Consider the following 21,310-nt stretch of genomic DNA (forward strand, 5'->3'; position numbering starts at 1 on the left):
TTGCCCGGGTTTATCGAGGTATTTGCCGAATAGACGGTCCATGGAGCATCCATCCCGTCGACGGTTCCTGTACGGTAGTGCACTCGCGATCGGCGTCGGCGTCTCCGGGTGCGTCGGTGGCGACGACGACGGAAACGACACCGAGGAAGACGGTGGTGCGGACGCGACGGACGGTGGGATGGAGGACGGCGAGGACGGCGACGGTGCGAACATGACGGACGGTGACGAGGAGACCGATGGCGGAGGCGAGACGGATGACGGCGACGAAACCGACGGCGGGAACGAGACCACCGACGGAGACGACGAAACCGACGGGGACGGCGAGACCGGCGGCGCGCCGTCGATCGAGGACTACCCCGTCGTCGAAGAGTGGCTGACGGAGACGGAACTCGGCGGGGCCGACGACTCGTGGGACGGCACGCTCGCAGACGAGACCGGCACCGACACCGTGACGGTCGCCGTCGGCGCGGACGGGAACGGCGGCTCGTTCGCCTACGGGCCGTCGGCCGTCGCGATTTCGGTGGGGACGACGGTCGAGTGGGACTGGACGGGCGAGGGGAATCCCCACAACGTCGAAGCACTCCCAGCGGAGCAACTCGGGGAATCCGACTTCGAGTTCAGTTCCGGGGAGGCGACGGGTGGCTCCGGGGTCCAGTACACTCGGGCCTTCGAAGAGACTGGCGTGGCGCTCTATCACTGTGAGCCCCACTTCTCGCTCGGGATGAAGGGCGCGATCGTCGTCGTCGAGTAACGCCGCCGAGGCACCCACTCGGCGCCCGTCCGGACGTCGACGCACGTTCGCACACAAAGGACACCAGTAAGTGCCTCCGATCCCTATCCGTTCGCATGTCGTCAGAGACCGATCTGGAGGAACTCAAGCGCGGGACGGAACTCGTGAAGCGCGGGTTCGCCCGGATGCAGAAGGGCGGCGTCATCATGGACGTCGTGAATCGCGAGCAGGCCCGCATCGCCGAGGACGTCGGTGCAGTCGCGGTCATGTCCCTGGAGGCGGTACCAGCGGACATTCGCAAGCGCGGCGGCGTCGCACGAATGGCGGATCCTGCCGACGTCGAGGCGATCATCGACGAAGTCTCGATTCCGGTGATGGGCAAGTCCCGCATCGGCCACCGCAAGGAGGCTGAGATCCTCCAGGCCACCGGCGTCGACATGATCGACGAGTCGGAAGTGCTCACGCCCGCCGACGACGCGTACCACATCGACAAGCGCGACTTCGACGCGCCGTTCGTCTGTGGCGCGCGGAACCTCGGCGAAGCGCTTCGCCGCATCGACGAGGGCGCGGCGATGATCCGCACCAAGGGCGAGGCCGGCACCGGGGACGTGAATCAGGCCGTCCACCACCAGCGCCAGATCAAGGGCGCCATCCGCCAGCTCGAGGGCGCGACTCACCAGGAGCGCGAGGCCTGGGCCCGGGAGAACGAAGCCCCCGCGGAACTCGTCCACGAGACTGCGGAGCTCGGCCGTCTCCCAGTCGTCAACTTCGCCGCCGGTGGCATCGCGACGCCCGCCGACGCCGCGCTCATGATGCATCACGAGTGCGACGGCATCTTCGTCGGTTCCGGCATCTTCGGTGCGGAGGACCCCGAGGCGATGGGCACGGCAGTCGTCGACGCCGTCAACAACTGGGACGACCCCGAGAAACTCGCGGAGATCTCCTCGAACATCGGCTCGGGTATGAAGGGCGACGCGAACGCCGACCTCCCCGAGGAAGAGAAGCTGCAGGGCCGCGGCGTCTAATCGGGCTACGGTTCTCCTTCTCTCGATCGCGGTTTCCCGAGCGAGTCACCACTCGGCGACGCTGCCGTCCTCGTGGGTCCAGACCGGGTTGTGCCAGTCCACATCCTGCTCGGCCATCTCCTGGACGTGGTCCTCGTCGATTTCGATGCCGAGTCCGGGACCGTCCGGCAGCGTCACGTAGCCGTCATCGTACTCGAACACCGCGGGATCTGCGAGGTAGTCGAGGACGTCGCTCGTCTCGTTGTAGTGGATGTCGAGGCTCTGCTCCTGGATGAGTGCGTTCGGGGCGACGGCGTCGACCTGCACGCAGGAGGCGAGCGCGATCGGTCCGAGCGGGCAGTGTGGCGCGAGCGCCACGTCGTAAGCTGCTGCCATATCGGCGATCTTCTTGCACTCCGTGATCCCACCGGCGTGAGAGAGGTCGGGCTGGATCACGTCGACGTGTCCGTCCTCGAACAACTGCTTGCAGTCCCACCGCGAGTACAGGCGCTCCCCGGTCGCGATGGGAGTCGTCGTGTGCTGGGCGATCTCCCCGAGGCCGTCGAGGTGTTCGGGGAGGACCGGCTCCTCGACGAAGAAGGGTTCGTGGGGTTCGAGCGCCTCGACGAGCCGTTTCGCCATCGGCTTCGAGACGCGGCCGTGGAAGTCGACGCCGACGTCGACCTCGGGCCCGACGCGATTCCGCACCGCCTCCAGCCTGTTCTCGGCTGCTCTGACCGCTGCCGGCGTATCGATGCGCCGGAGTTCCGAGGTGGCGTTCATCTTGAGCGCGGTGAATCCGGCGTCGACCTGTTCGGCTGCTGCGTCCCCGACGGCAGCGGGTCGGTCGCCGCCGATCCACTGGTAGACGCGGATCCGATCGCGCACGGCACCGCCGAGGAGTTCGTACGCCGGTGCGTCGAACTGCTTGCCTTTGACGTCCCAGAGTGCCTGATCGATGCCAGCGATCGCGCTCATCAGCACCGGCCCGCCGCGATAGAAGCCGCCGCGATACATGCGCTGCCAGTGGTGCTCGATTCGATCGGGGTCCTCGCCGAGCAGGTACCCGTCGAGCAGTTCCTCGACCGCTGCCCGAACCGTCTTCGAGCGCCCCTCGACGACTGGTTCACCCCACCCGACGCGTCCGTCGCTGGTTTCGAGTTTGAGGAAGCACCAGCGCGGCGGCACCTCGTAGAGTTCGTAGTCCGTGATCGTCTGCGTCACTGCTCGATGCACGGACCCCCGGGTGCATCAACCCACCGTCGAAGGTCGCTCGGTCGTACGCGTTTCCCTCCCCGGCTTCACTTATATGTCAGAGGGGGAAAGATGTGGAGCTGAACCGGCCCGGGGATAGGAACCTCCTACCGATGTCACCGTGACCGATGCTCGACCGACGGACGCACGATGCGGCCTCTGACACGCTTATTCGCGCGTGTGGGCTTCTTGTCCGCCGGGTACGACCGTTGACCGTCCGGTCGTTTCCGCCGAACTGGAACTACCACCTCCTATGTCAAATACATACTATGCGCCTCCGTTAATATCGTATTAACTCTATATTGAAATAATACTAATACGTGTGCCTTCTTTTTCCATACGTGAGTCACTACCAATGACCAACAGTACGGAGTCAGGACTCGGCCGTCGGGAGTACATGCGCGGCGCAGCAGCCGCGGGAGCCGCAGGCACGACACTTTTCGCGGGCTGCCTCACTGGTGACGACGGCGGTGGCGATGGAGTGGAAGGCGTTCCGGACGAGCCAGCGGAGGACGAGACGTTCGAAATCGTCCACTGGTGGACCGCTGGTGGGGAAGAGGAGGCACTCAACGCGCTGATCGACTCCTACACAGAAGCATACGGTTACTCCGGTAGCGACATCAACAACAATCCGGCGCCGGGCGGTGCTGGTTCCGCAATCGACACGGCAATCCAGACGCGGGTCATCGACGAAGATCCGCCGAGCACGTTCCAGATCTGGCCGGGTGGATCGCTGACGCCGTACACGGACGCGGACGCGCTGAACGCCATCAACGACGTCTGGACGGACGAGATGGAGAGTAGCTACCTCGACGGCGTCATCGACACCGCACAGGACGGCGACGATTTCGTCGCCGTCCCACTGAACATTCACCGCCTGAATCAGGTGTTCTACAACGTCGAGGTGGCCGAGGACGTCGGCGTCGACCTCGGTGGGCTCTCCTCGCCCGAAGACCTGCTGGACGCGATGGCCAGCGCCGACGAAGCGGGCTACATCGGGATGGCCCAGCAGACTGGCTCGGTCTGGTCGACGCTGCAGCTCTGGGAGATGGTGTTCCTGGGCCAGCACGGCGCGGACACCTACCGCGACGTGCTGGACGGGAACGTCGGCGACTACGAATCGCAGATCCAGGAGTCCCTCCAACTCATCGTGGACTACCGGGAGTACTTCACGCCGAACGCCAGCTCCGTCACCTGGGACGAAGCGAACCAGGACGTGATCAGCGGCGACGCGTTGCTCATCCACCAGGGCGACTGGGCCGCTGGACAGTACGCCGCGGCGGAGGGCTTCGACTACGGTTCCGGGTGGGACTACGCCACCGTTCCCGGCACGTCGGACGTGTACTCGATCGTCATGGACTCGTTCGTGATGCCCGATCCGAATCCGTCGCCGACGATGACGAAGCAGTGGCTGCGTCACTGCGGTTCGGTGGAGGGGCAGATCGCGTTCAACACCCGAAAAGGGTCCATCCCGCCGCGAACCGACGTCTCGATGGACGAGTTCCCTCCGTTCCTGCAGGACCAGTCGTCCGATTTCGGCGATTCCAGCGAACAGATCCCGACGATCGCCCACGGGAGCGGGACCGATCCGGACAGCAAGAGTACCTTCGAGCAGATCTTCTCGGGGTTCCTCGAGAACTGGAACGCGTCAGAGACGGCCGGCCAGATCGTCGATCAAATCTGATTGTCCGGCATGGTACGTCGGACAATCAGTCGGCTGCTGACGTTCGTTCGGGGGTGCGCCGCTCGTCTTCCCGTGCCGTCCCGGCAGACTCCCGACAGCGACGCCGCGGTAGCGACGGACGGTGGCGTCTCCGAGCGGCCGGAGAGCCCCGGACGAACGCTGCGCCAGCAGGAATGGGTGCGCGCACTTCCGTTCTGGCTTCCCCCGTTCCTGCTCGTATCGCTGTTCGTCTACGGGGCGATCACGTGGAACTTCGTGATCTCGCTGACCGACTGGCGAGGGCTCGGGGATCCCTCCTACGAGGGCCTGGACTTCGAGTTCTACGTCACGTTCTTCGATCGCGTCGTCGACGGTCTCCTGAACGGCGGAACGATCGAGAGCCAGGCGTTTCGGAACACGATCGTCCTCCTGGTCGTCTTCACGGTGGCCTCACTGATCCTCGGACTGCTGCTCGCGATCCTCATCGATCGCGGCATCCGTCTCGAGAACGGGTTCCGGACGATCTATCTGCTGCCGATGTCGCTGTCGTTCGTCGTCACCGCGATCCTCTGGCGGTGGATGTACCGGAACAACGGTGGCGTGATCAACAGTTCGCTCGAAGCGATCGGTCTCGACGCACTCACGCGCGTGTGGCTCGGCGACCCCGCGACCAAACTCTTCGCCATCATCTTCGCACTCACCTGGCAGTTCAGCGGGTACTGTATGGTCGTGTACCTCGCGGGGCTCCGGGCGATCCCCGACGAGCACTACGAGGCAGCACGCGTCGACGGTGCGTCGACGATCAAGATGTACTGGCGCGTCATCCTTCCACAGCTACGCGCCTCCACGACGAGCGCCGCCGTCGTCCTGATGGTGTTCGGACTCAAGGCGTTCGACTTCATCTTCGTGATCTTCCGCGGCGCGAACCCCGGACCGTCCGCGGACATCATGCCGATCTTCATGTATCGCCTCGCGTTCGGGCAACGACAGTGGGCGTACGGCTCGACTGTCGCGACGGTGCTCTTCCTGATGGCGCTGGGCATCATCGCACCCTACCTGTACGTCCAGTACCGACGAGGTGATCTCTGATGGCAGGTGGTGTCCCCACGCCGCCGACCGACGACACCGACCAGTCCGAGGGCGAGGTTACGGAATCGCGTCGACCGTCCGAGCGTCTGGCCGAAGGCCTGCCGCTCGCGCCGGGCAGGATCGTGCTCTACCTGGCGTTGCTCGCCGGCCTCGTCTTCTACCTGATTCCACTGCACTCGGGTCTCATGACGGCGATCAGTCAGGGGATCAGTGGCGTCCCGTACGCTCCGCCGGGCCTGGACGAGTTCACGCTCGATAACTGGGGAACGGCCTACGAGTCGGTCAGGCCAGGGCTGATCAACAGCTTCCTGTTCGTGCTCCCGGCGACGGTTCTGTCCGCCACCTTCGGGAGTCTCGCAGCGTTCGGGCTAACGAAACTCTCCTGGCGTGGGCAGATCGGCATTCTCATGCTCTTCGTCGCGGGCGTGTTCATCCCCTACCAGTCGGTGCTCGTACCGCTCCGCCTGTTCTGGGGGCAGATGGCGCTGGCTGGATCGCTCGAACTCCTGGGGGACTCGTTGATCCCGCCACTGTCCTCGGGCGCCTACTGGCTCGCGAACCACTCCGATCTGATCGAACTGACGATCACGCACACGGCGTACGGCATTCCGATCTGTACGGTGTTGTTCCGTGGGTACTACCTCACGATCGATACCGACATGATCGAAGCCGCGCAGGTAGATGGCGCGTCGATGTTCACCGTCTATCGACGCATCATTCTGCCGCTCTCGAAGCCGATGTTCGCGGTCACGATGATCTACCAGTTCACGAATATCTGGAACGACCTCCTCTTCGCGTTGATTCTCGTCACGGACTCGGAGCAACAGGTCGCGACCCAACAGCTACAGCAGCTATTCGGGTCCATGACGACGAACTTCCCGGTCGTCATCGCCGCGGCGTTCGTCGTCGCGACGCCGACCGTCATCATCTACGTCCTCTTCGGCAAGCAGTTCGCCGAAGGGATCACCGGTTCCTCGGGGTAACAATGAAACGACGAATCCACACGATCGATCGGAATCGCTCGACGCTCACGGTGATCACCCGTGGCTGAGGTCACGCTCGACTCCGTCACGAAGGTCTTCCAGGACGGAGACGATCAGGTCGTCGCCGTCGACGACGTGTCTCTTTCCATCGACGACGGAGAGTTTCTCGTCCTCGTCGGCCCGTCGGGCTGTGGGAAGTCCACGACGCTTCGCATGATCGCTGGACTCGAGACGGTCACGTCCGGCACGATCACGATCGGGGACGACGTCGTCAATCACGTGCCTGCCCAGCACCGGGACATCGCGATGGTGTTCCAGTCCTACGCGCTCTATCCCCACATGACGGTGCGGGAGAACATGGCGTTCGGGCTGGAGGAGTCGACGACGCTCGAGCGCGACGTCATCGATCGCCGAGTCGAGGAATCGGCCCACATGATGGGGATCGACGAGCTGTTGAATCGAAAGCCCGCGGACCTTTCCGGCGGGCAACAACAGCGCGTCGCACTCGGTCGAGCGATCGTCCGTGATCCGGAGGTGTTCCTCATGGACGAACCGCTCTCGAATCTCGACGCCAAACTGCGTGCCCAGATGCGCACGGAGCTACAGCGTCTGCAGGACGAACTCGGAACCACCACGATCTACGTCACGCACGATCAGACGGAAGCGATGACGATGGGTGACCGGATCGCCATCCTCGATGGCGGCGTCCTCCAGCAGATCGGCACGCCGCTGGAGTGCTACCACCGACCGAACAACCAGTTCGTCGCCGGATTCATCGGCGAACCGCCGATGAACTTCCTGAACGTGGACCACGAGGACGGCACGCTGGTGAACGAGAACGTCGAGTATTCGCTACCGGCGGACGTCGAGGAGTCGCTCGAACCGGGTGCGGAGTACGTCCTCGGCATCCGCCCGGAAGACATCGAACTCCAGATCGGTGGCGACGGTGGCGACCACCTTCTCGAGGCGACCGTCGACGTCGTGGAACCGACCGGCGACGAGAACGTGGTCTACCTGGCGCTGGACGAGGCTGCAATGGGTGAGGATTCGGATCGGCAAATCGCCGTGGGCGTCGGGGACGAGGAACCGAGTGCAGGAGGATCGCCCACAGGCTCCAGCCAGTCGGGGCTCCTCGGTCGGCTGGGTTCGCTCGTTCGCGGACTCGGCTCCCGCGGTCGATCGTCGGCTGCAGCCACGAGTCCGGATTCCGAGGGGGATACGGCAGACGCCATCGAAGCTGGGGATTCGTCCCGCCTCACCGCGACCGTCGGTGGAATGGAACAGTACGAAAGTGGCCAGGCCGTCACTGCGTACCTCCCGCCGGAAGCCATCCACGTCTTCGATGCAGCTAGCTCGGCGGCCGTCCACAATCGCAGACTCGACGAGGTCGACCGCGCTCCGAACGCCTGACTCGCTCCATTTCCGCCCTGCATCCGGTTAGCGCTCGATGTCGGTCGTCCGATCGTCGAGCACGCGCTCGACCGCCCGCTCGGTCACCACGGCGAGATCACCGGTGATCGTTCGCTTGAGCGCTGCCGTCGCTGCGCCGTAGGCGAGCGCTCGCTCGACTGCCTCGCCGTCGAGGATCCGCGAGAGGTAGCCACCCACGAACGCGTCGCCCGTCCCGATCGGATCGAGCGTGTCGGCGTCGATCGCTGGCTGCTCGACGGTGCCTGCGGGCGTCCGCGCCAGCGCCCCGTGTTCGCCGCGGGTCAGCACGACCGTTTCACACCCGAAGCGGTCTCTGAGCGTCTCGGCGACGGTTCGGGGCTGGCCGTCGATGCCGAGGATCGATTCGACGTCCCGTTCGGGTGCGAAGAGCACGTCGACGTCGCGAAGCAACGCTTCGTAGGCCGAGGCGGCCTCGGAGTCGCTCCAGAGTTTGCTCCGGTAGTTGAGGTCGAACGCGGTCCGATCCGCCACTTCCAGAAGCTGCCTCGTCGTCTCGAAGCAGGTGTCCGAGAGCGCTGGCGTGATACCGGTCGTGAAGAACAACTCGGCGTCTTCGACCGCCTCGACGGCGAGGTCGCCCGTGGTAGCGCTCGTGATCGCCGCGTCTGCGCGGTCGTAGATCACGTCCGTTGCGCGTGGCTCGCCGCCCTGCTCGAGGTAGTAGGTCCCCTGACGGCCGTCCTCGCTCCAGGCGATCAGTGGATCGACGCCGTGCCGCTGGACGTCACCGACGACGCGTCTTCCAAGCGGCGACTCGGGAAGCTTCGAGAGCCAGGCCGCATCGGTCCCGAGTCTCGACGCAGCGATCGCGACGTTACTCTCTGCACCGGCGGTCCTGCACTCGAGTCGCGTCGCCGTTTCGAGGCGCTCGCCCGTCGGCGGCGAGAGTCGCAGCATCGTCTCGCCGAGGGTGACGAGTTCAGCCATCGATCCCTCTTCCCATTCCTGCGTTCACAGTGGACAGTGGGGCGGAGTGTGGAGATAAAGGTAGGGCAGCGGCTGCGACGGGAGCGACGTTCGGGGTTGGCACCGTGCTGGTATGGTCATCGTGTCCGCGAGCAGCCGTCGGCTATGGTGTTCATTACAATGCGTCGGCTCGGGTGTCTGTTACACTGATGCTAGAGCAATCGCAGACGGAGGCGCGAGAGCGTGCACAGCAGGCGGCCCAGGAGACGGCGACCGAAGCCCGAACGCAGCTCGGACGGCGTGCTTTCGACGCGCTCGAGGAGTACTTCCCCGAAGAGGCCGAGCAGCGACAACAGAACAACCGGGGACAACTGCTTGCGGTCGGGTTCGCTATCGGCTTCGTCCTTGGGATCCTGGTGGGTCGGTAGTCTGCTATCGACGAGGACTATCGACGGTACTGCAACCAGAAAGTAGTCGTACGAGGGTAGTTCCTCGGTTCCTCGCCGTTCGTTACGTCCGCACCTCGCCGTTCGTTACCTCCGCTCAGGTCCGCTCGTTACGTCCGTTCCTCGCTACGAGCCAGGGGTGGGATTTGAACCCACGGAGTCTCGATTACAAGTCGAGTGCGTGCACCGCCCACGCTCCCCTGGCGCGGTCGGGACTCCGCTCTTGCCTTACCTATTGGTTTCGACTCGGCGTTCCAGGGTCAGCCGGTGCGGTCGGTACCCTCGCTCCTCGTAGAACGCCCGAATCGACTCGTGGACGGCCATCGTCTCGACGGCGATGACGTCTGCGCCGCGCTCGACGAGCCGTCGCTCCCCCGCCTCGAGCAGTGCGCTGCCGAGGCCGACGCCGCGGGCTGCCGGATCGACGTAGAGATTCTCGACGACGCCGCGAACGACGTCTCGCTCGAACCCGCCCGTCTCGAGGGTGAGCGAGCAGAACCCGACGACGCGGTCCTCGATCGTCGCGACGAACGCCAGGTCGTCGGCGATCGCCGCCGCAAGGCTCTCCCGGGCAATCGTGCGGTTCGCTTCGCCGCGGATGTGGAGGCCGTACTGGTCGCCGTGGTCGATCAGTGCCACCCATCGATCGACGATCGCGTCGAGGTCGTCGATGGTCGCCTCCGCGATCCGATCGGCTGGCTCGGTCGTTGTGGCTCCGGCGTCGGACCGGTCGTCTGGTCCGGTCACACGTCGCGGCAGTCCGGGCAGATCGCCTGGCCGTTCACGACCTGGAGGTCGGCGCTCAACGTGCCACAGGATTCACAGACGCTCTGATTCGAGTACTGACCCGACGTTGCCTCGTGCTCCTTTCCCGTGGTGCGTGCGACGGCGGACTGACCGGTGCCAGCGATCGCGTCTTCTTCCGCCTCGCTCACCGGCTCCGGGCCACCGACGCTCGGTGCCCGTGGCTCTGAGACGACGTTGCTGGCGGCGGCGATGACGTCGGCCTCGGTGACGACGCCCACCAGTTCGGCGTCGCCGTTCGTGACGGGCAGCCGATCGACGCCCGACGTGGAGAGGCGGGCGAGAACGTCCGCGAGGTCGCTATCCGCGTCGATCGCTTCCGGCGCGGGTTGCATGATCGATTCCACGGGTGCTGAGTCGCCCTGCGCTCCTCGGCTGAGGAATTCCAGCACGTCGTGGGCCGACACGTGACCGACTGGCTCGTCGCCACGGAGGACGAGCACGTCGTCGACGCGTTCCTCGATCAGTAGCTCGCGGACGTCGTCGACGTCGTCCCCCTCGGAGACGCCGGCGAAGGCGCGCGACATCACGTCCCGGGCGGTCACTCCCTCCATGTGAATCGGTACCGCATCGTCGGTCTAAAAGGTACTCCCGGCAAGCTTATCCCCTACCTTACCGTAGTCGTTCGATTGCACGCCCACTGAGGCTCCGCAGGCCGGCGACGCTGTCGGCACCTCAGGCGCGCTTGCGCTGCGGGTTCTCGCCCTCGGGGTGATACTCCCAGAAGCCGCCAGTGCGCATCGCCTTCCCCACGCCCTTGTGGAAGTCGACGATGTCCTCGAACGTGTCCGCAGTGACGTACTCGAAGACGTCCTCCACGGAGACGACCCGCTGGTGATTCAACCGGAGCGGTTCGTCGCGGTGTTCGGCGACGAACGACTCGACGTCGAGCGGAAAGTCCTCGTCCTCGTCGACCTTCTTCGCCAGGATCGCCATCCCGTACTTTCGTCCTCCCTCGCTCCCCTCCTCGTCGTCCGGGTCGTGGGGCCAGTCCATGTTCGTGAGTGTGAGTAGTGGGCGCAAAAGGGTTGTCCTCCGCGGTGATCGAGGCTCTGCTGCGATCGGATCGAGGTGCTACGCCCGAGCGACTGGGGACGTAGTCACTCGGCGTCCGATTGCCGCGCCGCAGCGTGCTCGGTTCGGATGCGGTCGAGCGAGTCGACGACCTCGCCGAGCGCTGCGGCGTGCTCTTCGGTCGCCGCGGCGACCGACTCCGTCTCCGCGGCGATCTGTTCCGAGCGGCGTGCGAGGCGGTCGACGCTCCCGGAGATGGACTCGGCCGCCGTCGCCTGCCGATCGGTCGCAGCCGCGACTTCGTCCATGTGGCTCGCGGTCGTCTCGGCGGCGGTGGCCATCGCCTCGATCTCGCGTTCGACGGCGGCGACCCGATCGGCGCCATCCGTCACGCGATCGTCTGCCCGTTCCACCTCCCTGCCCACGGCTTCGGCGACCTCCTGGAGCGCCGTTACCTCTGCCGGGAGGTCCCCGAGTTCGTCGCGGGTCTCGTCGGCGAAGGCACTGACCTCCTCGCTGAGGACCTGGAGACTCCGCTTCGCGTCGACGTCGCGGTTCGCCTGGGCTTGCGCGTTGCTGGCGAGCACCTTCGATCGGGACGCGACGTCGTCGATGCTCTCGGCGATCGCGTCGATGCGCTCGGCACGTTCTTCCAGTTCCTCGACGACGGTGACGAGCCCCTCCGTCGCAGTGCGAACCGCTTCCATCTCCTCGACGGCTTCACGTGCAGACTCGAGCCCCGCGTCTGCACGCTCTTCGGTCTCTGCGCTCGCGTCCCGGACCTCCTCGGCGGTCGCCGCGACCTCCTCGATCGTCGCGGTGAGGTCGTCGAGGTCGGCTGCCGCTGCCGGCACCTCTTCGGCTTGGGCGCCCGCGAGTTCGGTGATCGTCGCCGCGCTCGTCGCGACGGAACTGGCCGTCTCGTGGACGTTTCCAAGTGGCACTGCGACGTCGTCCTCGAGTGCGTCGAGCAGCGATGCCCATCGTCGACGGGCCCGCTCTGCGCGTCGTTCGGAGTGCTCGGTCGTCACGTCGGCCGCGATCCCGGCGTCGAGGGCGCCGACGCGAGCGAGTGCACCGGCGTCTCCGAGGCCGTCTGCGACTGCCTCGGTGATCGCGGATTCGAGCGCCTCGATCGCCTCGTCCTCGGTCCCGTCACCGTTTCCGCCGACGGCTGCTTTGAGACCGCCGAGAACGCCTCCGCCACCGTCGGTCTCGGACTGGTCCTCGGCCCAGGACTCGATCGCCGATTCGATCTCGTGGGTGATCCGGGCCTCGAGGTCGGCGAACACGCGATCGTAGGTCCGCCCGTGCACTGCGAGGTACTGCGAGAGCGGCACGTCGGCTTCGGTCGTCTCGAGCGCGATCGCCGCCCGGTCACGAGCGAACGACTCGTCGTAGGTTCCAGTGCCGAGGCCGGTCAACTCCGTCCGCCACGTCCGCTCGATCCGCTCGGTAACGCTCGCTCCTGCGCCGTCGCTCTCCTCGTCGCCGTGCTCCGCCGAACCGCTGACCCGCTCGACGATCTCCGCCCGTCGCTCGCGGAGCACGGGCTGGAGCTTCGAGAGTCGCCGGGCGTCCCGCTCGTCGAGACCGATCGCAGCCTTGCGCCGAGCGAGGCCCTCGACGTCGAGGCCGGCGCGATCGAGGAGCGCCGCCGGATCGGGCGGCTCCCCGCCATTGCCGTCCGGGTCGCCGTTCATGTCACTCGCCTCACTGTCGACCACTATATTTCTGCTGCCCGATCGGCCGGGAGAAGCAGTCGGCGTGGGTCCAGCGTCCGCCCAGTCGACCTGTCACTCGCTCGCTTGGACACCCTTTTGAACGACGCCGCCGGAATACCGTGTATGCACGTCGTTCCGGACACGAGCGTCGTCGTCGACGGGCGCGTCTCCGAGCGTATCGCGGAGGGCGCGTTCGCCGACGCCACCGTCTCTGTCCCAGAGGCCGTCGTCGCCGAACTCGAGGCCCAGGCAAACGAGGGCCACGAGAGCGGCTGGGACGGGCTCTCAGAACTCCAGCGCCTCGCCGACCTCGCCGACGACGGCGACATCGACCTCGAGTACGTCGGCGAGCGTCCAGACGCAGTCGAGCGAGGCCACGCGAGCGAGGGCGAGATCGACGCGCTCATTCGCGAGATCGCGAGCGATCTCGACGCGACCTTCTTCACCAGCGACGTCGTCCAGGCGGAGGTCGCCGAGGCAAAGGGCATCGACGTCGACTACGTCGCATCTCGCACGGAGTCGATGGCCGACCTCTCGATCGAGGACTACTTCGACGAGACGACGATGTCCGTCCACCTCCGGGCTGGCACGAAGCCAATGGCCAAGCGTGGCCACGTCGGCGACCTCCGCTACGAGGCCATCGACGACGAGGTCCTCGACACCGAGTCCGTTCGCGACCTCGCACACGAGATCGAGAACGCCGCACGACAGTCCGATCAGGGGTTCATCGAACTCTCCGAGCCCGGGATGACGATCGTCCAGTACCGCGACTACCGGATCGCGCTCGCGGAACCGCCCTTCTCCGACGATGTCGAGATCACCGCCGTGCGGCCGATCGTCCAGACCGACCTCGAGGACTACGAGCACGACGAGGAGCTCAAAGAGCGGCTCCTCGAACGCCAGCGCGGCATCCTGATCTCGGGAGCGCCCGGCGCCGGGAAGTCCACGTTCGCGCAGGCAGCCGCCTCCTTCCTCGCGGAACACGACGTCGTCGTGAAGACGATGGAGAAGCCTCGCGACCTCCAGGTCGGCCCGGAGATCACCCAGTACACGGAACTTGGCGGCGAGATGTCCAAGACCGCCGACTCGCTCCTCATGGTCCGCCCGGACTACACCGTCTACGACGAGGTCCGGAAGACCGACGACTTCGAGGTGTTCGCGGACATGCGGCTCGCGGGCGTCGGGATGATCGGCGTCGTCCACGCGACTCGACCGATCGACGCGCTCCAGCGCCTCGTCGGCCGCGTCGAACTCGGCATGATCCCCCAGGTCGTCGACACCGTCGTCTACATCGAGGCCGGCGAGGTCGAGACCGTCTACGACGTCCAGACAGACGTGAAGGTGCCCCACGGGCTCACCGAGGAGGACCTCGCGCGCCCTGTGATCGTCGTCTCCGACTTCGAGACCGGGGAGCCGGCCTACGAGATCTACACGTTCAACCGCCAGGTCGTGACCGTCCCGCTCCAGGACGACGAGGGCGGCGCCGGCGGCCGCTCCGAGCAGGGAGTCGAGCGCATCGCGAAACAGGAGATCGAACGAGAGATCCGCTCGATCGCCCGCGGCCACGTCGAGGTGCAGCTGAAGGGATCGAACGATGCGATCGTCTACGTCGAGGACGACGACATCTCGACCGTGATCGGCAAGGGCGGTGGCCGAATTAGCGAGGTCGAGAACCGACTCGGCATCAGCATCGACGTCCGAACCCACGACGAGAACCCCGCGAACCGGCCCGGTGCTGGCGGAGGCGGTACGAGCGGAGCGGGCGGCGCCGGAGGAACCTCAGGCTCCGGTGGCGGCGGTCGAGAGGGCCAGATCGTCGAACCGGAGATCACCTCTCGACACGTCGTCGTGCCCGTCGACGGCCACGCGGGGGAGACGGTCGAGGTGCAGGCCGGCGGCGACTACCTCTTCACCGCGACCGTCAGCCGTGGCGGGGAGGTGCAGGTCTCTCGGGGCAGTGCGATCGCCGAGGAACTCGAGGACGCGATCGATCGGAAGCAACAGATCACGGTCGTGCCGTCCTGACTGTCCGGAGCGGTCTCCCTCCTGCTCGTAGCAGCTGTTGCTCCTGTACTCTGGCGCTGTTCAGTCGCCTCCGTCGGTCTCCCACACGAAGTACCGGCGCGTCCGCAGGTAGAAGAAGCCGAACCCGCCGACGAACGTCGCGAACGACGAGACGACGAAGAGCACCTGCCGAGCCGTGGTGACCTCGACGACGATCGCCGTCGCCGGGATCCCTACCGCCGCTGCGGTCAGCACTGTCAGGAAGAAATCGCCGAACAGCCCCGGCCAGCCTCGCTCGCCGTAGTACGTCTCGAAGTCGAAGACGGCGGTCAGGTAGGTCAGGAAGACGAGACCGGCGGGCGTCGAGAGGGCGAAACTCATCGTCTCGACGTAGGGCTGGGTGTCGGGCATCGTCCTGGGCGTCATCGCCTGGAGGAACGCCCAGCCAAGCACGAGTCCCACTGCACCGATCGCCGCAGCGACCGGTCTCGAGCGTGCCATTGAGCAGCACACTCGAGCGGGAGTGAAAAAACGTGCCGATCCAGTACCCGGGACGGTGGTGGCGGACGATGCAGCCGCTGGAGGAACGTGGTGGCAGAAAGAAGACGGCGGATTACTCCGCGGTCGCGCTGGCGTCGACGCCCTGTTCCGCATCGGAGGGCGCTTCGGCGGTGATCGAGTAGAGGTTCTGTCGGGCGTCGGCGAAGTAGATGTCCTCCTCGACGATCCCGATGTTTTCGAGGCGCTCGAGGGCGTACCTGACGGTGCGCGCCGACAGCATCGACTCCTCGACGATTTGCTTCTGTGTCAGTGGCCCGTCGTACTCGAGCACCTTGAAAACGAGTTTGGCACTCGGTGGAAGATCCTCTAGGCCGTCGTCGTCAGTACCTGCCATCACTACGAATCGAAACAGGCGAGGAGTGATAAAGATTTGTGCCGCGGTTGGCGTGACCGCCAGTACTGGGGGTGCGAACGCACGTTCGCTGCCCTCTCTGGCCGCAATACTGGGGACACTGTTCGGAATCCGATCCGTGGACGACGAACTCGACCTGGCGAAAGCCGGGACCCGGCGGCGAAAGCGAACCCCTTTTGCCCCGCCCTCGCGCACGTCAGATCATGAGCGAGGAGGTCGAGGAGCGCCAGACCCACGTGCGGGCGATCGCGATCACGTCCACGGCTGCCCTGGCCGGCGTCATCGCTGCGATCGTCTCGCAGGCGCTGACGTCGGGGATGTCGCCCGGCGCTGCCGCGGGTTCGCGCGACGCACAGTTCGCGCTGCTCGCGATCGTCGCAGTACAGTTACCGGTCTATCACTTCGTCTTCGAGGACTGGGGCGGGTTCAAAGACGTCCTCTACGTCGCCTTCATGACGTTCATCCTCTGGTTCGTCACCTGGGGCGTCATCCTCACTTCCGATGCGAGCATCGTCTAGAGGCTGCCAATGAGCGACGACTCCATCGCGGTCGTGGACCTCGATCGGTGCCAGCCCGACCGCTGCAACTACGAGTGCAAGAACTACTGCCCACCGAACCGGACGGGCAAGGAGTGCATCACGCTCCGTGGCGAGGACGCCGACGAGGGCGACCCGGATCAGGTTCGGATCAGCGAGGAGATCTGTCTGGGCGAAACCTGTGGTATCTGCGTCGAGAAGTGCCCCTTCGACGCCATCGAGATCGTCAACCTCCCCAGCGAGCTCGAGGAGGATCCCGCCCACCGCTACGGGGAGAACGCCTTCCGTCTCTACGGCCTGCCCGCGCCCGAATCGGGTAACGTCGTCGGGATCCTCGGACCGAACGGTATCGGGAAGACGACCGCGATCAAGATGCTCGCCGGCGAACTGGTGCCGAACCTGGGCCACTACGACCCCGACGCCGACGTGGGCTGGGACGACGTACTCGACGCCTATCGCGGCACCGAACTACAGGACTACCTCGCGGCGATTCGCGACGACGACGTCTCCGTCTCCCGCAAGCCCCAGTACGTCGATCGAATCCCTGACCAGTTCGACGGCAACACGCGACAGCTTCTCGAGGGTACGAACGAACGGTGCGTCCTCGACGACCTCGTCGAGGCCCTCTCCATCGGTCCCGTGATGGACCAGTCGATCGACGCTCTCTCCGGCGGTGAACTCCAGCGGGTCGCGATCGCGGCCTGTCTGGCTCGCGACGCCGACTTCTACTTCCTCGACGAGATCACGCCGTACCTCGACATCGGCCAGCGGATGGCCGCCGCACGCCTCCTCAGGGACACGCTCGAGGACGAGGACCGCTCGATGCTCGTCGTCGAACACGACCTCGCGATCCTCGACCTCCTCGCGGACACGCTCCACGTCGCCTACGGCCGCCCCGGCGCGTACGGCGTCGTCACAGATCCCAAGTCCGTCCGGAACGGCATCAACGAGTACCTTTCGGGCTACCTGGAGAACGAGAACATGCGGATCCGGCCCGAGGCCATCCAGTTCGAGGAGCACGCACCCCGGACCGTCTCTCGATCCGAGACGCTCGTCGAGTACCCCGAGATGACGATGAGCTACGGCGACGACGCGTTCTCGCTCGAGGTCGACGCCGGGAAGATCCGCGAGAACGAGGTCCTCGGGATCGTCGGTCCCAACGGGATCGGGAAGTCGACCTACGCGAAGCTGCTCACTGGCCAACTCCAGCCCGACGAGGGATCCATCGACGCCGACCTCGACATCTCCTACAAACCCCAGTACATCGAGATCGATCGTCAGCAGCGCGTCGACACGTTCCTCAGGGGGATCACCGACCAGTTCGGCTCCTCCTACTGGAACACGGAGATCGCCCAGCCCCTCCAGCTCGACCGGATCATGGAACAACAGCTCACCGACCTCTCCGGCGGGGAGCGCCAGCGGGTCGCGATCGCTGCCTGTCTCTCCGAACCCGCGGACCTCTACCTGCTCGACGAACCCTCTGCCCACCTCGACGTCGAGCAGCGCGTGCAGGCGACGAGCGCGATCCGTCGGTACGCCGAGCAACAGGACGCAACCGTGCTCGTCATCGACCACGACATCTACATGATCGACCTGCTGGCCGACCGCCTCCAGGTCTTCGACGGCGAACCGGCCGTCCACGGCCACGCGGGCACGCCGCAGGGGATGCGTTCGGGGATGAACGAGTTCCTCTCCAACCTCGAGATCACGTTCCGTCGCGACGAGCGAATCGGCCGGCCACGGATCAACAAGCCCGGCTCACAGCTCGATCGCCAGCAAAAGCGCGAGGGCGAGTACTACTACGCGCCCGCCGACGCCGAGTAATCTCGGTACCGACCCCGGACTTACAGTCCGACCGGATCAGTCCATCTCGGACCGGATCGCCTGTCGCTCGGGGACGCCCGTGGGTTCCTCTGACCGAGCGACGTAGGTCGCGAGCGACCCGTAGAGGCCGATGTCGTCTCCCAGGACGGTGATCCTGATCTCCGGGCGATCGACGAACAGGTACTCGTCGATATAGCGTTCGATACCGTCGATGATCGCGTCGTCGTTGTTGAGAGCGACGCCGCCGCCGATGGTCAACAGGCCCGGGTTGAACGCGTTGCAGATTCCGGCAACGCCGACGGCGTTGTAGCGGTGAATCCGCTCGAGACAGGACTCGGCGAAGGCATCGCCGTCCTTCGCATGGGTAAACACGGTCTGTGCGGTGATCTCCTCTCCCGATTCCAGCGACGCCGCCAGCTTTGAGTCCGCCGTATAGCTGCCACCGGTGACGTCCTCGTGTTCGAGAATGTGCGAGACGAACCGGGGAATCTCTCGCCCGGAACAGTAGGCCTCCCAGGCTCCGGTGACGCCCGTGCTCTCGAGGTCGCCCGCTGGAGCGACCGAGAAGAGCCCGAATTCGCCTGCCTGTGCGTCCTCGCCAGCGATCAGGCGACCGCGTTCGACGACACCACCACCGATCCCGGTGCCAATCGTCAGGTGAGCGACCGAGTCGATTGCAGGTGCCGACCCGAAGTGCCACTCGGCCAGGACGGACGCGTTGCAGTCGTTCTCGACGTACACCGGGAGGTCGTGTGCGTCTCGAACGGCCCGACGGACGTGGATTTCGGGGACGGTCCGTCCGTCGGGTGCGTCGAGTTTCCTGATCGTTCCTGCGTCCCGATCGATCAATCCGGGGGCGGAGACGGCGACTGCGTCGATCCGTCCCGGGCCGCTGGTCTGGACGTCGTCGACGGCGTCGACGACCTGCTCGGCCAGCGACTCAGGGCGAGTGGGTTCGACGACGGGCTCCGTGACGAACTCGCCAGTTGGTGTGGCGACGGCGTACCGGAAGTTCGTACTTCCGATACCGAAGACGGCGACCCTGGTCATGGCATCAGTACCTCGCTTGGTTGGCATGTACTTTCTGGTACCGTGGTCGGTACCGACGCTCGCGGGAGGGGCGATGGCACGTGGTCCGCGACGGGCGGGATTCTCAAAAGTAGCCGTCCCCTGGGACGAAGTCACACACTGCTACGATCACGACAGGCGCTACGTATATTGATCGCAGACGCGAGCTACTCCCTCCTCGAAGTCGATCGCCGGCTCCCACCCCGTCGCCTCGTGCATTTTGGTGGGGTCGGCCATCGTGTCGTGCACGTAGATCTCCTCGGGGATGGGGTTCTCCTCGTAGACGGGCTCCACGTCGGTCCCTAGCTCCTCGTTGAGCGCGTCCACGAGGTGGTTGAAGCTGTACTGCTCGCCAGTACCGAGGTTGTAGATCCCATTCAGTTCGTGTTCCGCCGCGAGTACCAGTCCGTTCACGATGTCGTCGACGTGCGTGAAGTCGCGGGTCTGTGTCCCGTCGCCCCAGATCTCGGGTCGGCGACCGTTCGCGATGTCGTCGGCGAACTGCGCGATGAGGTTCGCGTACTCGCCCTTGTGCCCCTCGGCGCCTTCCGCCATTCCTTGATAGACGGAGAAGAAGCGCATCCCCGCCATCGAGAGGTCGTAGTGATTGTGGAAGTACTCGGCGTAGCGCTCGCGGGCGAGTTTGGACGCTTCGTACCCGGTGTTGACCTCGACGGGCATATCTTCCGGTGAGGGTTCGGTTCGATCGCCGTAGATCGAGGAAGTCGAAGCGTAGACGATCGTGTCACAGCCGTCGTCACGCGCCTGCTCGACCGTGTTCACGAACCCCTCGACGTTGACGCGAGCGCCCTGCGTGGGGTTCTCCTCGTGCATTTTGTAGGAGGAGAGCGCCGCGATGTGGAACACGACGTCCAGCCCGTCCGTTGGAAGGTCCTCGTCGAGGACGCTCTGCTCTCGAAAGTCGACTGCGTCGCTGAGGTTGTCGGGGGTGCCGAGATAACAGTCGTCGACGGCGATTACCTCGTTGTCGGCGGCCAGGTGGTTGGCGAGATTGGAGCCAATGAAGCCGGCTCCGCCGGTCACGAGGACGCGCTTGCCCTGCATGGTGAATCTGTCCGCTGCACGCGCAAAAAGTATTCCGCGGTTTCGGTTAGGTGGTCGTCGTTCCGGCAGTTCCATTGTGCATGACCGCGCTGCGTTCGTATGAGCAAGCAGTCGATTCGGGACGCGATCTGGGACGCCCTCGAAGACGAGGGAATCGCCAGATTCCCGTTCCCGCCGCACGATCGCATCCCCAACTTCGCGGGGGCGAGCGAGGCAGCCCAGCGCCTCTCGGAAACGGACGAGTGGGCGGCCGCTGACGTCGTCAAGGCGAATCCGGACGCGCCTCAACTCCCGGTCCGCCGGCGTGCGCTGCGTGCAGGCAAAACGGTGTACGTCGCTGTCCCGCGCCTCGCCGACGAGCAGCCGTTTCGAGCGCTCGATCCCGAGCACATCGCTGCCATCGACGGGGCATCGATCGACGACGCGACGACGATCTCCGGGATCGACGAGTACGGCGAACCGGTCGGGCCCGAGGCGGTGCCGCACGTGGACCTGATCGTCTCGGGCAGCGTCGCGGTCTCGACGGATGGCACCCGCATCGGGAAGGGCGAGGGGTACAGCGATCTCGAGTTCGCCGTGCTCTCTGAACTCGGGGCCGTCGACGAATCGACGACGGTCGTGACGACGGTGCACGACCGACAGGTGCTCGACGACCTGCCCGATCCGGGCGACCACGACGTGCCACTGGACCTGCTCGTCACGCCGGAGCGGACGATTCGAACGGAACGAAGCGGTGCGAGGCCCGAGGGCGTCGACTGGCCGCTCCTCGATCCGGATCGCATCGCCGAGATCCCCGTCCTCCAGCAACTTCAGTCCTGATCGGCGCGTACG

21 protein-coding genes and 1 tRNA gene are annotated in these 21,310 nt (G+C 65.5%); 11 read left to right on the forward strand and 11 right to left on the reverse strand.

Annotated features, from left to right (window positions below):
* The first annotated feature begins 40 nt into the window (after positions 1-40).
* Both L593_RS14070 and pdxS read left to right on the forward strand, forming a co-directional pair.
* Positions 41-751, forward strand: coding sequence for a halocyanin domain-containing protein (locus tag L593_RS14070; protein ID WP_020447643.1), 711 nt, complete (start codon positions 41-43; stop codon positions 749-751).
* Between the two features lie 95 nt (positions 752-846).
* Positions 847-1,755: a pyridoxal 5'-phosphate synthase lyase subunit PdxS gene (gene pdxS / locus L593_RS14075; protein WP_020447644.1), complete on the forward strand. Its 909-nt coding sequence runs from the start codon at positions 847-849 to the stop codon at positions 1,753-1,755.
* A 45-nt stretch (positions 1,756-1,800) separates the two neighbouring features.
* Here pdxS and dgoD read toward each other — a convergent pair whose 3' ends face one another.
* Positions 1,801-2,958 carry a galactonate dehydratase gene (gene dgoD / locus L593_RS14080; protein WP_020447645.1) on the reverse strand — a complete coding sequence of 386 codons (1,158 nt, stop codon included), beginning with the start codon at positions 2,956-2,958 and terminating at the stop codon, positions 1,801-1,803.
* A gap of 385 nt (positions 2,959-3,343) precedes the next feature.
* Between dgoD and L593_RS14085 the strand changes: the two genes are divergently transcribed.
* From L593_RS14085 to L593_RS14100, 4 genes are read left to right on the forward strand one after another with little or no spacing between them, the layout of a single operon-like run.
* Positions 3,344-4,672, forward strand: coding sequence for an ABC transporter substrate-binding protein (locus L593_RS14085; protein WP_020447646.1), 1,329 nt, complete (start codon positions 3,344-3,346; stop codon positions 4,670-4,672).
* A 9-nt stretch (positions 4,673-4,681) separates the two neighbouring features.
* A complete protein-coding gene (locus L593_RS14090; protein ID WP_081638718.1) occupies positions 4,682-5,740 on the forward strand; it encodes a carbohydrate ABC transporter permease in 1,059 nt (352 codons plus the stop codon).
* Entirely contained in the window at positions 5,740-6,723 is a 984-nt protein-coding gene (locus tag L593_RS14095; protein WP_020447648.1) for a carbohydrate ABC transporter permease, read from the forward strand. The genes L593_RS14090 and L593_RS14095 overlap by 1 nt, the downstream gene beginning before the upstream one ends.
* A 60-nt stretch (positions 6,724-6,783) precedes the next feature.
* Positions 6,784-8,133: an ABC transporter ATP-binding protein gene (locus L593_RS14100; protein WP_020447649.1), complete on the forward strand. Its 1,350-nt coding sequence runs from the start codon at positions 6,784-6,786 to the stop codon at positions 8,131-8,133.
* Positions 8,134-8,160: 27 nt separating this feature from the next.
* Here the strand turns inward: L593_RS14100 and kdgK1 are convergent, their stop codons facing one another.
* Positions 8,161-9,102: a bifunctional 2-dehydro-3-deoxygluconokinase/2-dehydro-3-deoxygalactonokinase gene (kdgK1, locus tag L593_RS14105; RefSeq protein ID WP_020447650.1), complete on the reverse strand. Its 942-nt coding sequence runs from the start codon at positions 9,100-9,102 to the stop codon at positions 8,161-8,163.
* A 188-nt stretch (positions 9,103-9,290) separates the two neighbouring features.
* On the opposite strand from kdgK1, the gene L593_RS14110 reads away from it, so the two are divergent.
* A complete protein-coding gene (locus L593_RS14110; RefSeq protein ID WP_020447651.1) occupies positions 9,291-9,509 on the forward strand; it encodes a hypothetical protein in 219 nt (72 codons plus the stop codon).
* A gap of 149 nt (positions 9,510-9,658) precedes the next feature.
* Here L593_RS14110 and L593_RS14115 read toward each other — a convergent pair.
* From L593_RS14115 to L593_RS14135, 5 genes are all read right to left on the reverse strand, one after another.
* A tRNA-Thr gene (locus L593_RS14115) sits at positions 9,659-9,732 on the reverse strand.
* 23 nt (positions 9,733-9,755) lie between these two features.
* The gene (locus tag L593_RS14120; protein ID WP_020447652.1) at positions 9,756-10,274 is read right to left on the reverse strand and encodes a GNAT family N-acetyltransferase; all 519 of its coding nucleotides are present in this window, start codon (positions 10,272-10,274) and stop codon (positions 9,756-9,758) included.
* Complete coding sequence (locus L593_RS14125) at positions 10,271-10,885, reverse strand: CBS domain-containing protein (RefSeq protein ID WP_020447653.1); 615 nt, start codon at positions 10,883-10,885, stop codon at positions 10,271-10,273. The genes L593_RS14120 and L593_RS14125 overlap by 4 nt, the downstream gene beginning before the upstream one ends.
* A 121-nt stretch (positions 10,886-11,006) precedes the next feature.
* On the reverse strand, positions 11,007-11,327 hold the full coding sequence (locus L593_RS14130) for a DUF5785 family protein (RefSeq protein ID WP_020447654.1): 321 nt from the start codon (positions 11,325-11,327) through the stop codon (positions 11,007-11,009).
* A 104-nt stretch (positions 11,328-11,431) separates the two neighbouring features.
* A complete protein-coding gene (locus tag L593_RS14135) occupies positions 11,432-13,048 on the reverse strand; it encodes a methyl-accepting chemotaxis protein (RefSeq protein ID WP_144060778.1) in 1,617 nt (538 codons plus the stop codon).
* A 144-nt stretch (positions 13,049-13,192) separates the two neighbouring features.
* On the opposite strand from L593_RS14135, the gene L593_RS14140 reads away from it, so the two are divergent.
* Entirely contained in the window at positions 13,193-15,094 is a 1,902-nt protein-coding gene (locus L593_RS14140; RefSeq protein ID WP_020447656.1) for a PINc/VapC family ATPase, read from the forward strand.
* A gap of 60 nt (positions 15,095-15,154) precedes the next feature.
* Here L593_RS14140 and L593_RS14145 read toward each other — a convergent pair whose 3' ends face one another.
* The gene (locus L593_RS14145) at positions 15,155-15,574 is read right to left on the reverse strand and encodes a hypothetical protein (RefSeq protein ID WP_020447657.1); all 420 of its coding nucleotides are present in this window, start codon (positions 15,572-15,574) and stop codon (positions 15,155-15,157) included.
* Between the two features lie 112 nt (positions 15,575-15,686).
* Positions 15,687-15,968 carry a helix-turn-helix domain-containing protein gene (locus L593_RS14150; RefSeq protein WP_020447658.1) on the reverse strand — a complete coding sequence of 94 codons (282 nt, stop codon included), beginning with the start codon at positions 15,966-15,968 and terminating at the stop codon, positions 15,687-15,689.
* Positions 15,969-16,189: 221 nt separating this feature from the next.
* On the opposite strand from L593_RS14150, the gene L593_RS14155 reads away from it, so the two are divergent.
* Together L593_RS14155 and L593_RS14160 are read left to right on the forward strand one after the other, a co-directional pair.
* The gene (locus L593_RS14155; protein ID WP_020447659.1) at positions 16,190-16,504 is read left to right on the forward strand and encodes a hypothetical protein; all 315 of its coding nucleotides are present in this window, start codon (positions 16,190-16,192) and stop codon (positions 16,502-16,504) included.
* Between the two features lie 9 nt (positions 16,505-16,513).
* Complete coding sequence (locus tag L593_RS14160; RefSeq protein WP_020447660.1) at positions 16,514-18,346, forward strand: ribosome biogenesis/translation initiation ATPase RLI; 1,833 nt, start codon at positions 16,514-16,516, stop codon at positions 18,344-18,346.
* Between the two features lie 36 nt (positions 18,347-18,382).
* On the opposite strand, the gene L593_RS14165 is transcribed toward L593_RS14160, so the two are convergent.
* Complete coding sequence (locus L593_RS14165) at positions 18,383-19,396, reverse strand: ROK family protein (RefSeq protein ID WP_020447661.1); 1,014 nt, start codon at positions 19,394-19,396, stop codon at positions 18,383-18,385.
* Between the two features lie 159 nt (positions 19,397-19,555).
* Positions 19,556-20,479 carry an NAD-dependent epimerase/dehydratase family protein gene (locus L593_RS14170; RefSeq protein ID WP_020447662.1) on the reverse strand — a complete coding sequence of 308 codons (924 nt, stop codon included), beginning with the start codon at positions 20,477-20,479 and terminating at the stop codon, positions 19,556-19,558.
* A 99-nt stretch (positions 20,480-20,578) separates the two neighbouring features.
* Here L593_RS14170 and L593_RS14175 point away from each other — a divergent pair, with 99 nt between their 5' ends.
* Positions 20,579-21,298, forward strand: a complete 720-nt coding sequence (locus tag L593_RS14175) for a 5-formyltetrahydrofolate cyclo-ligase (RefSeq protein WP_020447663.1) — start codon at positions 20,579-20,581, stop codon at positions 21,296-21,298.
* Positions 21,299-21,310 lie beyond the last annotated feature (12 nt).

The sequence above is a fragment of the Salinarchaeum sp. Harcht-Bsk1 genome (genome assembly GCF_000403645.1).
GTDB lineage: Archaea > Halobacteriota > Halobacteria > Halobacteriales > Salinarchaeaceae > Salinarchaeum.

Excerpts from the sequence above, each read along its gene's own strand:
- L593_RS14130 (WP_020447654.1), bottom strand. The coding sequence starts at position 11,327 with ATGGACTGGCCCCACGACCCGGACGACGAGGAGGGGAGCGAGGGAGGA.
- L593_RS14135 (WP_144060778.1), bottom strand. The coding sequence starts at position 13,048 with ATGAACGGCGACCCGGACGGCAATGGCGGGGAGCCGCCCGATCCGGCG.
- L593_RS14070 (WP_020447643.1), top strand. The coding sequence starts at position 41 with ATGGAGCATCCATCCCGTCGACGGTTCCTGTACGGTAGTGCACTCGCG.
- L593_RS14095 (WP_020447648.1), top strand. The coding sequence starts at position 5,740 with ATGGCAGGTGGTGTCCCCACGCCGCCGACCGACGACACCGACCAGTCC.
- L593_RS14165 (WP_020447661.1), bottom strand. The coding sequence starts at position 19,396 with ATGACCAGGGTCGCCGTCTTCGGTATCGGAAGTACGAACTTCCGGTAC.
- pdxS (WP_020447644.1), top strand. The coding sequence starts at position 847 with ATGTCGTCAGAGACCGATCTGGAGGAACTCAAGCGCGGGACGGAACTC.
- kdgK1 (WP_020447650.1), bottom strand. The coding sequence starts at position 9,102 with ATGGCTGAACTCGTCACCCTCGGCGAGACGATGCTGCGACTCTCGCCG.
- L593_RS14145 (WP_020447657.1), bottom strand. The coding sequence starts at position 15,574 with ATGGCACGCTCGAGACCGGTCGCTGCGGCGATCGGTGCAGTGGGACTC.
- L593_RS14110 (WP_020447651.1), top strand. The coding sequence starts at position 9,291 with ATGCTAGAGCAATCGCAGACGGAGGCGCGAGAGCGTGCACAGCAGGCG.
- L593_RS14140 (WP_020447656.1), top strand. The coding sequence starts at position 13,193 with ATGCACGTCGTTCCGGACACGAGCGTCGTCGTCGACGGGCGCGTCTCC.
- L593_RS14170 (WP_020447662.1), bottom strand. The coding sequence starts at position 20,479 with ATGCAGGGCAAGCGCGTCCTCGTGACCGGCGGAGCCGGCTTCATTGGC.
- L593_RS14085 (WP_020447646.1), top strand. The coding sequence starts at position 3,344 with ATGACCAACAGTACGGAGTCAGGACTCGGCCGTCGGGAGTACATGCGC.
- L593_RS14090 (WP_081638718.1), top strand. The coding sequence starts at position 4,682 with ATGGTACGTCGGACAATCAGTCGGCTGCTGACGTTCGTTCGGGGGTGC.
- L593_RS14155 (WP_020447659.1), top strand. The coding sequence starts at position 16,190 with ATGAGCGAGGAGGTCGAGGAGCGCCAGACCCACGTGCGGGCGATCGCG.
- L593_RS14160 (WP_020447660.1), top strand. The coding sequence starts at position 16,514 with ATGAGCGACGACTCCATCGCGGTCGTGGACCTCGATCGGTGCCAGCCC.
- L593_RS14125 (WP_020447653.1), bottom strand. The coding sequence starts at position 10,885 with ATGGAGGGAGTGACCGCCCGGGACGTGATGTCGCGCGCCTTCGCCGGC.
- L593_RS14175 (WP_020447663.1), top strand. The coding sequence starts at position 20,579 with ATGAGCAAGCAGTCGATTCGGGACGCGATCTGGGACGCCCTCGAAGAC.
- L593_RS14150 (WP_020447658.1), bottom strand. The coding sequence starts at position 15,968 with ATGGCAGGTACTGACGACGACGGCCTAGAGGATCTTCCACCGAGTGCC.